This is a genomic window from Corynebacterium macclintockiae, from assembly GCF_027570165.1.
Taxonomy (GTDB): Bacteria; Actinomycetota; Actinomycetes; order Mycobacteriales; family Mycobacteriaceae; genus Corynebacterium; species Corynebacterium macclintockiae.
In genome coordinates this window covers 78,265-90,426 of the sequence record NZ_JAKMUV010000008.1, presented here as the reverse complement: position 1 = coordinate 90,426, position 12,162 = coordinate 78,265, and the positions used below count along the sequence as shown (strand labels likewise).

General features: G+C 58.0%; 11 protein-coding genes and 1 pseudogene. 8 read left to right on the top strand and 4 right to left on the bottom strand.

Features of this window, described 5'->3' with window-relative positions; all coding sequences use genetic code 11:
• The 8 genes and pseudogenes from L8U58_RS07610 to L8U58_RS07580 all read left to right on the top strand — a co-directional run.
• The coding region (locus tag L8U58_RS07610; RefSeq protein ID WP_274706539.1) for an HNH/ENDO VII family nuclease at positions 1–714 on the top strand (714 nt) is incomplete at its 5' end.
• A 655-nt stretch (positions 715–1,369) separates the two neighbouring features.
• Positions 1,370–1,972, top strand: coding sequence for a hypothetical protein (locus L8U58_RS07605; protein WP_269955048.1), 603 nt, complete (start codon positions 1,370–1,372; stop codon positions 1,970–1,972).
• A protein-coding gene (locus L8U58_RS07600; RefSeq protein WP_230580339.1) for an IS3 family transposase occupies positions 1,956–3,190 on the top strand; the annotation gives its coding sequence in 2 pieces (ribosomal slippage) (positions 1,956–2,247 and positions 2,247–3,190; 1,236 coding nt in all). Before L8U58_RS07605 ends, L8U58_RS07600 begins: the two co-directional genes overlap by 17 nt.
• A 21-nt stretch (positions 3,191–3,211) precedes the next feature.
• Positions 3,212–3,541 (top strand): annotated as a pseudogene (locus L8U58_RS07595) (transposase); the annotation flags it as partial.
• A gap of 50 nt (positions 3,542–3,591) precedes the next feature.
• Positions 3,592–3,702 carry a hypothetical protein gene (locus tag L8U58_RS10280; RefSeq protein ID WP_155270010.1) on the top strand — a complete coding sequence of 37 codons (111 nt, stop codon included), beginning with the start codon at positions 3,592–3,594 and terminating at the stop codon, positions 3,700–3,702.
• Positions 3,703–3,793: 91 nt separating this feature from the next.
• Positions 3,794–4,420, top strand: coding sequence for an MptD family putative ECF transporter S component (locus tag L8U58_RS07590; protein WP_034970325.1), 627 nt, complete (start codon positions 3,794–3,796; stop codon positions 4,418–4,420).
• Complete coding sequence (locus L8U58_RS07585; RefSeq protein ID WP_014303365.1) at positions 4,420–5,166, top strand: energy-coupling factor transporter transmembrane component T; 747 nt, start codon at positions 4,420–4,422, stop codon at positions 5,164–5,166. Before L8U58_RS07590 ends, L8U58_RS07585 begins: the two co-directional genes overlap by 1 nt.
• Positions 5,163–6,641, top strand: a complete 1,479-nt coding sequence (locus L8U58_RS07580; protein WP_014303364.1) for an ABC transporter ATP-binding protein — start codon at positions 5,163–5,165, stop codon at positions 6,639–6,641. Before L8U58_RS07585 ends, L8U58_RS07580 begins: the two co-directional genes overlap by 4 nt.
• 3 nt (positions 6,642–6,644) lie before the next feature.
• On the opposite strand, the gene L8U58_RS07575 is transcribed toward L8U58_RS07580, so the two are convergent.
• The 4 genes from L8U58_RS07575 to L8U58_RS07560 are packed head-to-tail and all read right to left on the bottom strand — an operon-like array spanning position 6,645 to position 12,162.
• Positions 6,645–8,369 carry an ABC transporter ATP-binding protein gene (locus L8U58_RS07575; protein ID WP_014303363.1) on the bottom strand — a complete coding sequence of 575 codons (1,725 nt, stop codon included), beginning with the start codon at positions 8,367–8,369 and terminating at the stop codon, positions 6,645–6,647.
• Positions 8,369–10,135, bottom strand: coding sequence for an ABC transporter ATP-binding protein (locus L8U58_RS07570; protein ID WP_034970331.1), 1,767 nt, complete (start codon positions 10,133–10,135; stop codon positions 8,369–8,371). Before L8U58_RS07570 ends, L8U58_RS07575 begins: the two co-directional genes overlap by 1 nt.
• A gap of 27 nt (positions 10,136–10,162) precedes the next feature.
• Positions 10,163–10,948, bottom strand: coding sequence for a thioesterase II family protein (locus L8U58_RS07565; protein ID WP_023018093.1), 786 nt, complete (start codon positions 10,946–10,948; stop codon positions 10,163–10,165).
• Positions 10,945–12,162 (bottom strand): glycosyltransferase, encoded by a 1,218-nt coding sequence (locus tag L8U58_RS07560; RefSeq protein WP_269955047.1) that lies wholly within the window; start codon positions 12,160–12,162, stop codon positions 10,945–10,947. Before L8U58_RS07560 ends, L8U58_RS07565 begins: the two co-directional genes overlap by 4 nt.

Below are 12,162 nucleotides of genomic sequence, written 5' to 3'. Positions count from 1 at the left end.
GCGCGGGTTGATGCGACGTTCTTCGCCCTGGTGTGCGACCTGGCAGGTGCGCCTCAGGAACTGATCAACACCACCACCGGTGTCGTCGAGGGACACACCACCCAAACCCTGTACGGCAAGCGCACGTGGGCGGGTCGGTGTACCAGCTCGTTGTTGTTTGCCGGCCAGTACGAGGATGCGGAATCCGGGTGGGCGTACAACCGCTTCCGCTACTACAACCCCACCCTTGGCGCCTACAACGCCCAAGACCCACTCGGACTAGTCCCCAAGTTGTCCTCGGCACAAGGGTATGTCGACCACGCGGCATTCTGGGTCGACGTGCTGGGACTGCACGGCTGTTGGGCGGCCAAGAAAGTTCAAGGGAAGGTTGTATATCAACAGACTGGTAGACAGGTATTCAATCCGCACAAAGAGGTGTACCTTCCTCGGGAAATTGGTGGTGGAATTGGCATCAATGTCGATTTAATGAGGCATGGGCGCGCCCCCATAGGGGTAGATGGAAACCCGGTGAACTTGCACCATATCGGACAAGATGATCGATCAGCTGTGGTAGAAATTACAAAACAGATGCACGCAGAAAACGCTAAAGTTCTCCATATATTCCACGGAATGAATAGGAGCGAGTTTCCAACAGATGTAACCCCTGTCGACCGCGCATCCTTTAGGGAATGGAGACACACATACTGGAAAGAAATAGCATTGGACTATCTATGACCGGTCAGAAAAACTCTCAGATCAGCTACTCTCATACTTGTACGGCGACGGTCTAAGTAAAAGTGAACTGTCTCAGCTGAAGTCGATGGCTCCATCTTGGATTCCCGAACAATACTTCCAATTCTGGAAGCATTACACAGCCTTTTCTCCGCCATCGTTAATTTTCTTCACACCTGCCCCATATGGAGTCTATGAAAACGCCTTCGAAGGGTTTCTAGAAGATTTCCGGTCAGCCGATCTTGTCGATTCAAAACGCTTCTTCCCAGTAGCCTACGATGACAGTTTTGTCTGGGGCGTCTTCGAACAGAAACCCAATGGATCGGTTATATGTGGAATGTACGATTTTCAAGAAAAGGACTACGTTGAAGGCCCCTTCAAGACATTCGAGGAGTGGGTGAATAGCTACGGATAAACAGCCCTTGCGAGCCCGGCTCAAATGGATGAATTAACGACATACTAGATGATCGGAAAGTGGCGCAGACAGTAAAAGGTGTAGTCGCGACGATGCGTTTATGGATACAGTGTTTAATGACAAACGATTTACCTACTGTATCTTTTGGAGGATGTAACCATTCCAAAGCCCAATCATCAACTATCTTAGAGATTACGCAATCTTTCAAGATTGCAAAACTAATCATTTTCTCCTCGAGCGGTCATGGTGGTCACACGTCAAGTTTCTAAGCTCCTTTGCCGCCACACCCTCAACGTACGGGGACTTGTCACCGACACCCTCGACACAGACTGCAACACCACCCGCACACCCCACACCAACCCCAGTGACCGGGGCTCCACCCCACCGCACACCACGACACACACTCCTGCACGAGCAGGCAGTGCTGCTACCAATGGGGTTCCCGCCCAGGAAAACTACTCCTTCACCCCAGCAGGTGTCCTGGCCTCCACCACCGACGGGGCAATCGACTACCACAACACACTGCCGGTCAAAGTCGGCCGGACTACCTACACCTACGACGCTGCAGGGCGTATCACCCGCACGGTAACCAAACGCCTCGGTAAGAAACCGTTGGTTCATCACTTCTTCTACGCCACCGGTGAACAACCCATCGGCTTTAGCTCAAGTGATGCTCCCGGTGTTGGCTATCGCTACACCTACGATGGTCTCGGCAGGCGTGTAGCCAAAGACACGATCAACACCACCACCGGAGAAGTGACCCACCGCGACGTCTTCACTGAAGTGTCCCAGGTTTTGTTCCGTTTGAGTAGATGGGAAAATCTGGAATATGCCAAGGAAATTTGACCAGGATGCCAAGGACCGTGTGGTCCGTCTCGTGGAAGACCGCATCTTGGCGGAAAATATGTCGATGCAAGCCGCGTGCCAGGCAGTAGCCCCAAAGCTGGGCGTCTCGTGGCACACGGCGAGGCAATGGACGCAGGCCGCTCGTCGCGAAGGACGTGTTGTGGAATCAATGCCCGAGGACCTTGCTGCAGAAAACGCACGGTTGCGTCGAGAGAATCAAGAGCTGCGGGACACCAATGAGTTGTTGAAAGCCGCCTCAGCTTTTTTCGCATCCGAACTCGACCCAAAACGTCGGAAATGATCCGATTCATCGATGAGCATCGGAATCGTTTCTCAGTCGAGTTCATCTGCCAGACGTTAAACAAGCATCGCGAAGGCGGTTTTCTTAGCTCGCGTGGATACCGCCAATCCAAGGCCCGGGGCTTAAGCTCCCGCGCTTTTCGCGACGCTGCCCTAGTAGAGCGCATTACCGAAGTTCATAAACAAAACTACGGTGTCTACGGGATTCGCAAAATGTGGCGCGTGCTGCGCCGCCAGGGCATTGACATTGGACGCGAGCAAACAGCCCGGCTGATGCGCAGTGCTGGACTGTCCGGCAAGGGCAAAGGTGGGGCACCAATCACAACCCGCAAACCCAAGGGCCCGGATCATCGCCCTGACTTGGTAAAACGTGAGTTTAAGGCCCCTGGCCCTAATCGGCTGTGGGTGGCGGACATTACCTACGTGCGCACCCGAAAAGGCTTTGTGTACACCGCGTTCGTGACCGATGTATTCTCCCGGAGGATCGTCGGATGGGCGCTGTCCGATTCGATGCGCACCGAAGCCTTGCCGCTGCAGGCGTTGAACCAGGCAATCGTGTGCGCTAAGGAAACAACGGGCTTGATTCACCATTCAGACCACGGCTCACAATATGTGAGCATCGTCTACAACGAGCGCTTGGCTGAGCACGGTATCGCAGCGTCCACTGGGACGGTGGGCGACTCCTATGACAATGCTTTGGCTGAGAACGTCAACGGCTCCTACAAGAATGAGCTGATTCATAGGCGAACGTGGGCCGATGTCGTCGACGTGGAAATCGCGACGTTCGAGTGGGTGAATTGGTGGAACGAGTCAAGGCTCCACCAGAGCCTGGGCTACCGCACGCCGGCTGAAGTCGAAACCGAATTTTGGGAACACCACCCCAGTCGAGAAATAATGGAAATCAAGGCACAAGCCTAGGAACAAAACCCGGGACACTTCAGTCTTGACGGGACTATTTTCCATTCCGATCACGGCAGCGTGTACACCTCACAAGCCTTTAGGAACTACTGCTCGTCGTTAGGTGTGCGCCAGTCCATGGGCGCAGTTGGAACGAGTGCCGATAATGCCCTGGCAGAATCCTATAACGCCACCTTAAAGCGGGAAGTGCTGCGTGATCGGAAAGTCTTTGACAACCCAATTAGCTGTCGTCAAGAGGTCTTCCGGTGGTGCATGCGCTACAACACGCGCAGGCGGCACTCCTGGTGCAATCTCGTAGCTCCTGATGTCTTTGAAGCCGAGACTTCGGCTATACTGACCACAGCAGCATAGCTAGCCCCCGATGTGTCCACTTTCCGGGGGTCGGGCCCATTCGTCGAGAAATGTCAGTAGAGATCTCCATACGTGACGTATTCAACCATCCAACGGTCCGAGAATTGTCCGACCTGATCGCCGACATCGTCGGCAGCGACGTAGAAGAAGGCGAGATTTAGAGTTCATGCCACACCTGTTTCGCTCACCTGACAAGCCACTTGCCCCCAACCCAGTGCTACGCACAAGCAGCCTAATCTGAAAGGAAACATCATGCCCAGTACTCCCCACACCACCCCGAAAGATGCAAAAGCAGGACGGCTGAACATCACCGACCTGATGAACATCGGCATCTTCTTCGTCATCAACTTGGTAGCCGGCGTGGTCATCGCCTTCATCGGCATCACCCCCATCACCTACGTGATGATCACCAGCGTTCAGGCCCTCATCCTGGGCATCCCGATGATGCTGTTCTTGGCCAAGGTGCACAAGCCCGGCATGGTCTTCATATTCCTTCTTCTCAGCGGCCTCGCCAGCCTGCTGCTTGGTTTAGGCATATGGCCACTGCTGCTCAGCTTGGTCATGGCCGTGTTTGCCGAGTTAATTTTGCGCGCCGGCAAGTATACGAGCGCAATACACAGTGTGATCGCCTATGCCTTTGTAGCAGTGTCACCCACCGCATCATATATTCCGCTTTTCTTCACCACTCGGCGCTACATAGAGAGCAGCGGCATGCAGACCAAATATGGTGCTAGTTTCGCGGATGGCCTCACCTCTATTGGCCAGATGACTTGGCTATTCCTCATCATTGTGATAGTAACCTTCGTCTGCGGGATCCTCGGCGGGATCCTCGGCCGGCGCATCTTCACCAAGCACTTCCAGCGAGCAGGAATCGCCTGATGTCGCCCACTTTGCCCGGATCAGGCACGCACACAGCGGGACTCCATCTGGACCCACGCACCACGGTGCTGGTCATCCTCGTGGTGTCCTCGGTGCTCATCTCACCGGCCGGGTCCAGTGGGGCGCTGGGCAGCACCGCCCGGTGGATGCTCATTGCCGTTCCCGGGGCACTTTTCCTCGCCTCCGGCATGGTGGCCGCTGCACTGCGATACGCACTCACCTTCGCGGTGCTCGCCGGCTTTCCTGCGGTGGTGGTACAGGCCCTGCCCGAGCGCCACATCATCGTGGACGTGTGCGCTACGTGGTTCGCAGGGCTTTCGCTCATCCTCCCTGGCATCACGTGCTGCTGGTACCTACTACGCACCGTCTCGGCCAGCGAATTCATGGCCGCGATGCAGCGCATGCGGAGCCCCGACGCCCTGACCATCCCCACGTCCATCATGTTCCGGTTCTTCCCGACGATTCTCGAGGAATACCGCGATATCCGCACCGCCATGCAGATGCGTGGCATCTCGGGCCTGCGCAACCCGATCGCTATGCTCGAATACCGCTTTGTGCCACTGTTGGCGTCCGTTGTGAGCATCGGCAACGAGCTGGCTATGTCTGCAGTGACCCGCGGATTGGGCTCGCCTCGCCGACGAACCACGCTGTGCGAGATAGGCTTCCGCGTAGGCGACGCAATAGTCATAAGCGTGCTCGTCGTGTCCCTGATCCTACTACTGGTAAATATAGTGATGCTGCCGTGATAAAGCTGCACGATGTGTCACTATCCTATGGTCAAAACACAGCGGAGCCGGTGCTGCACCACGTAAATCTCACCGTGGCGAAGGGCGAACTAGTTCTAGTGTGTGGCGAATCAGGCTGCGGTAAGTCCAGCCTGCTACGCCTGATAAACGGCGTGGCGCACACGTTCTGCGACGCCCAGATTTCGGGGGAGGTGCTGCTGGACGACGAAGACATCACTCATGCCCACCCACACGACATCGCCGAACGCGTAGGCTCAGTGTTCCAAAACCCCAAGTCGCAATTTTTCACGCTGGAAGTAGCCAGCGAACTCGCCTTTGGCTGCGAAAACCTCGGCGTGGCGCCCAACGAGATTCGACAGCGTATTGGGGAACTTTCCGCAGATTTCGGCATGGTTCATCTCCTCGACCGGCACCTGTTCACACTTTCCGGCGGCCAGAAACAAAAAATAGCATGCGCTTCAGTGGCCGCGATGCACCCACAGGTACTACTACTAGACGAACCATCATCAAATCTCGACCTCGCCGCCGTCGATGAGCTGCGCCGCATCGTCGCGCAGTGGAAGACACAGGGCCGCACCGTCCTGATCGCTGAGCATCGGCTTTCCTACCTAGTTGACATCGTGGACCGAGTGCTGGTTATGCAGGACGGGCAGATCGCTCATGATCTCAGCGGCTCGGAGTTTCGCACCCTAGACAAGGCCGAACTGTACCGCATGGGCTTGCGCTCAGCGCAGCAGGTCCCCGAGGTGACCCGCGAGCCACGCCCTTCAAGTGGCACGATGGTGCTCAAAAAGCTACAGTTCACCTACCCCAAGGCTACAGAGCCATCCCTGAGCATCAGCCACACGGAGTTGCCGCAAGGACAAGTCATCGGCGTGGTAGGACGCAACGGGGCCGGAAAATCTACCTTTGTGCGCGTTCTGACTGGCCTGGAATCTAAGGCCACCGGCGTGGTGGACATCAATAACCGCTCGCTCTCGGGTCCCCGGCAGCGCCTGCGCCAGTCCTATTTAGTAATGCAGGACGTAAACCACCAGCTTTTCGGGGAGAGCGTGGAGTCCGACGTAATCATCGGCACCAGTGGACCGGATGGGAAAAACGAAGCGCGCCTTACCGAGGTGCTTGGTGCACTTGATCTCGCGGACAAGCGGGCCCGGCACCCGATGTCGCTTTCGGGCGGCGAACGCCAGCGCGTGGCCATCGCCTCAGCAGTCCTAAGTGAGCGCGAGGTAATCGTCTTCGATGAACCCACCAGCGGGCTGGACCTGTGCCGCATGCACCGGGTGGCCCACCTGCTAGACGCCCTAGCCCGGCAGGGCAAGACCGTTTTGGTAGTAACCCATGACATGGAGCTGGTGGCGCGGTGCTGCGATCTTCTCCTGCGCGTGGAAAAAGGCCGCCTTACCGCCTGCGAACCGTGCGATGATCTCGCACTGGCGCGCACGGTGCGGTATCTACGCGGCCGCGACAGCTAGTCCCTACAGCTTCCAGCTGGTGGCGTCGCTCTTTTCACCCCAGAAGCTGCGGTAGCGTGGGGAACTCTCCATGAGTTCCTCGTGGTTGCCGATAGACTCCACGGTGCCGGAGGGACTCATCATCACAATCTGGTCCGCGTCGCGGATGGTGTGCAGCCGGTGCGCAATGACGACGATGGTGCGCTCGGCAGAAAGCGTTTTCATACCGCGCATCACAAGGTGCTCATTCTGCACGTCTAGAGAGCTAGTCGCCTCATCAAGCAGCACGATCCGCGCGTCCTTCAGTAGCGCACGAGCGATGGAGACACGCTGACGCTCACCACCGGAGAGATTCTGCCCGCCCTCGCTAATCAGGGTGTCAAACCCCTGCGGCAGCTGCCGGGCAATCTCGGTGACACCGGCCAACTCCGCTGCGCGGAGCACCTCCTCCCGCGTTGCATTGTGGCAGCCCAGGCGGATGTTTTCATACAGTGTGTCCTCGAAGAGGTACACGTATTGGAACACCATAGCCAGCGAATCCAACACCGCCCGGGAGCCAAGATCGCGAATATCCACACCACCGATACGGATGGTCCCCTGGTCAACGTCATAGAAGCGTGCCGCAAGTTTTAGCAAGGTGCTCTTGCCGCAGCCGCTGGGACCCACCAACGCAGTAGTAGTTCCGGGCGCCACGCGGAAACTCACGTCGCGGACCACTGGGGTGTTGGGTTCGTAGCCAAAGCCCACCCCATCGAACTCGATGCCATAGTCGCGTGGCGCCGCCGGAACCGCAGGCTCCGGCAACACCCGCGCATCGAGGATCTTTTGGATCTCATCTAAGGTATTGCGCGCGGATTCCAAGCCCTCGCCGTAGGGTATGCCCGACATAGCAACGCGAGCCAGGATGAACACCAACACAATGACGCCAATGTAGGTGCCTGCTTCTAGCCAGTGGTTGAGAAGTAGCACGGTGGCCAGGGCATCAATGACCACGGTACCGACCATGATGATTAAAGCCAGACGACCCATGATCATCTCACCTGTCTTCTGGGTGTGCTGCTGGGCGCTAAGCTGCTCTCGAATCGAGGCGCGCACGGCGCGCTCCCCCAGCGAATCCGGCCCAGCCATGCGCAGCACCGGCTGCACCTGGGCGAACTCCAGCACCTCCGCGGCGCCGTGCTCGTTGCGCTCGCCCTTCTGGCGCTCTGCCACGCGGTACTGCCGCATTAGGCGGTTATAGGCGAACCACACCACGGCAGCCACTGCAACGGTAACCAGCCCCAGCCGCCAGTCCACGGCGATGAGAAACACGCAAGCCAAACCGGCCGAGGCAGCACCGTGCAGCATGGGCCGCAGCATCATTGCCGGCGCGTTAGCGGCAAACAGCGCACCGCTGGTGGCTACAACACCGATCTGGCCGGCGCGATCTTCTTCAAAATAGCCCAGGGGTAGCTGTGCCGTGCGATCGGCGATAAGCCGGTGGATGCGCAGCACGTAATCATGCCCCAGGTCCTGGGCAATAACCTCAGTGGGCCAGTCTGCGGCGGCGTAGACGAGGACGGAGATAATGATCCAGGGCAACCATGCTGCGGCCTGCGCGGGATCTTCGCTAAACAGCGTGTCCAAAAACAGTGCAATGAGGATAAGGCCAATGGCCAACGCCACCGCGGAAATCCCAATTAGCGTAAGGACCAGCACCAGACGGCGACGATCAGCCGGACTGCCCAGTGAATAGAGCGTGCGGATCATTATTTTTCCTCCCCTTGGATGCCCGCCTGCGCGGTTTGGTAGCGTGCCCACATCGTGGCGTAGCCCTTGCCTGCCGCCACTAACTCTTCGTGAGTGCCTGCTTCGGTGACCTCACCGTTTTCCAGCATGAGGATCCGGTCAGCGCCGGTGATCGTGTGGAGCCGGTGTGCGATAACTACTAGCGTGCGCCCGGCCACCAGCTCGGTAATGGCCCGCTGGATCGCGGCCTCGGAGTCCGGATCCGCAAAAGCGGTGGCCTCATCCAACACGAGGATCGGCGCGTCGAGCAAGATGGACCGGGCAATAGCCAGCCGCTGCTGCTCGCCACCGGAAAGCTGCGCGTCCTCTCCCACCACCGAGTCGTAGCCGCGCGGCAGATGGGTAATGCGCTCATGAATCTGGGCGGCGCGGGCGGCGCGAACCACGTCTGCGTCGGTGGCCTCCGGGTGAGCGAGGCGAATGTTATCCCGCACGCTCATCCGCATAAGGTAAGGGTCCTGGAAGACGAACCCTACCCTACGGTAGAGCTGGTCAGATCGGAGATCAGTACTAGGGACGCCACCAATGCGCACCGACCCCTCCGTGGGGTCTAATAGCCGGGGGATGAGCGCGGCTAACGTGGACTTCCCCGAGCCGGAAGGTCCCACCACCGCAGTGATGCTGCCGGCGGTAAGTTTTTGGTTAATGCCGGAAAGCACCGGGGTGTCCGGCACGTAGGAGAAGCTTAAATCTTTCAACTCAATTCCGGCGTTTGCAGGCTCCCTGCCGCCAGCAGCGGGCGGCAATACCGGGATGTTGAAGAACTCGGTGAGATCCGCCGCGGCAGCCTTCGCCTCCGAAAACATGATGTTAGTGCGCGAAAGCATAAGCAGAGGCGCGGCGATGTTGTTGATGAACAAAAACGCTGCCAGCACATCGGCCACTGGTACGCCCGCAGACGTGATGAGCCACGGGCTGGCCGCGGCTACCACCAGCAGGCCAAACCCGGTGGAGGTGAAGATCTTCATCAAAGCGGTGGGGTGTACGGTGGCGTGCAACCACTCGCGATAGAACCCACCAAAACTCCGGGAACGACTAAGGAAAATGCTCTCGTCGTAGCCTTCCGGAACAAACACCTTGATAACCGGGATGCCGCGCACCAACTCTACGACGGCGGCGTCTAGCTGCTTCTGGCTGGACTTAAATTTCTCCGCCTTTTCTTGAAACTCGCGCATCATAAACGGCATGGTGGCCACTGCCAACAGCAGTGGTACCAGGCCCAGCAGGCCTATCCGCCAGTCCACCACGAACATGTATCCCAGGCTCAATAGCGGTACGAGTACACCGGCCGAATAATCGTGCGGCGCGTGGGCGATGAGCTGGTGGATCTTGGTGACGTCGTCTTCGATGTAGGTTTTCACAGTCCCCGAAGGTGTCCGCGTAAACCAAGACAGCGGGAGCCTACCCAGCTTGGTAATCTGCTGCTGGCGTAAGTGCTCGCCCAAAAGGCCGTCGGCCTGGTGGCTTACCTGGAGACTCTTCACGGTTGCCTGTCCATGTAGGACGGTGGCCACCATGAGCGCCGCGACTAGCAGCCACAGCTTTGACGCATCTATCGGCTCTCCCTGGAAGGACAGCATTACGGTGCGCACCAGCTCAACCAGCACGATTACCGGCACCAGCGACAAAACCGCCGCCAGCACCGCCAATAGCAGCGACACCGTGATCTGCCGGTGGGCAGGTTGAGATATTTGCCTAAATGTAATGGGTGGTTTTTGTTCGGTCATCGGGGCCTCTTTACTTAACAGTCACAATCACGCATTGTTCCGCGCTAACCAGGCAGTGTTCCCAGTAATTCCCGCTAGAAAACCGGCAAGCAGGTCGAGGAACTCGGTTCCAGTATCGAGCGGGAAGAAATGCCCACCCGGCAGGACCTTCAGTTCAAAACTACCGCTGGTAAAATTTTCCCACCGGGAAAGCATCTCTGGGCTGACAGCTGGGTCGCTATCCCCCGCCAATGCCAGCACAGGAGAGCGAAGCACCGTGGTTGCATGGTGAAAGCCCTCGTGTAACACATAATCGCGACGAATGTCAGCGAGCAGCAGCTTCATCACATCATCATTGGCAAGGATCTCAGGTGGTGTGCCACCTACCTTCTCAAACTCCCTGCGCAGCGCACCGAACCCCATTGACGAGTGGTATTCCCCAGGCACGGTTTCTCCGGGCGCCTGCCGTGCGGCCACCACCACGGCTTCCGGTATAGTGGGCCGATGCATCTGCTGCAGGCAGGCAGCAACCTGGTAGGCCAGCGCTGCCCCCATGGAGTGGCCGTACAACGCAATCGGCGCGCCCGCCGCCAGATCTACTATCTCGGTTGCGCACATATCGGCGAGCTTGTCAAAGTCGCTTACCCATTTCTCTCGGCGACGGGTTGCCTTTCCGGGAAGCTCCACCGGCACCACGTCAATGCTTGGGTTGACCCCCACCCATCCACGATAGACGGAAGCGCTGCCTCCTGCGTGATGGAAGCAAAACAAGAGGGTTCCAGTGCGATGTCCGGCCACAAACGGAAAGACTCCCTCGCAGCTGATTTCTGTCATTTTTCGCCTTTCGCTAGGTCGGACTGATTAAGCACGATTTCTACTGCTGCGACGGTACCCGGGTCTGTGGCAAGCAACTCGGGCATCCTGCGGGCTGCGGAGTCGTATGCTCCACTTACCAAATCGGCAATTCCGGCGGCCAGGGACTGGGCACTCAGTTCGCCTCGCTGGGCGTCAATATAGTTCGGCCCGGCACCGTTTCGACAAACTGCGTTGGCATGGAAGTGTTGGTCACCACCGAATGCAACCGCAAGGCACGGCTTGCCGGCGCGCAGGATCGCCCCGGTGGTGCCCAGTGAGCCGTGGCAGATGCCTGCACGGCACCACGGAAGCACAGTCGCGAACGGGACCCGGGCGACGGTGAGGATTCCTTCTCTCACACCAGGCTCATAATCGGGATCGACGATTATCGCCCGCAGACCATGCTCGATGCACGCGTCTCGAGTCCATCGTTGAAGGTCATAAACGCGATCTGAGACCATACTCCCAAAGCTTGCCAGAACCGGGGCCGAGCCGGCAGCCACAAACTCCTCGACTGCTGGGTCTAGGGCGAGTTCACTGTGGTGCGGGTCAAGCCACTCGCCAGTGACGTGAATGTGGTTTTTCCATTCCGGCGCCGGCGGACTCAACGCGGGACTGAATTGGTAGATCGTGGTTGGTGGAGAGGAGAGCGCTCGCTGACGCAGCCCCAACCTACGGCGCCATGCCGCTATCACTGGGCGCATCGCCCAAGCCATCAGAGTATTGGACATCCAGTGGGTGACCAGAGCTCCGACAGAGCCGTCCAGTTTTCGCGGATCCACGAGGCTGTAACGGAGGCAGGGTTCGGTAGGGAAAACCTGCACCCGAACGCTGGGGACTCCGCGTGCAGCCCCTAACAACCGAGCAACTTCACTGAATTGGGTGTACATGACCACGTCAACGCCATCCATGGCATGCTCTAACACATCGAAAACGTGGGCGTCAGATATCATCTCACGGATACCTAAGACAGTGTCCATCATGCCTTTACTATCGCCCAAAAGGCGCTTCATTAACGCCCGGTAATCACCGGGTAACTCGATGTAGTCCACCCCGTTTGCACGAAAACTCCCGCCGAATTCGCTAAACCCAGCCAAAACAAACTGGTGGCCACGATCTCGAAGTGCGACACCAAGGTGCGCAAATGGCAGCATATCACCCTCAGAACCCAGGACGACCGCGAGAACTTTCAC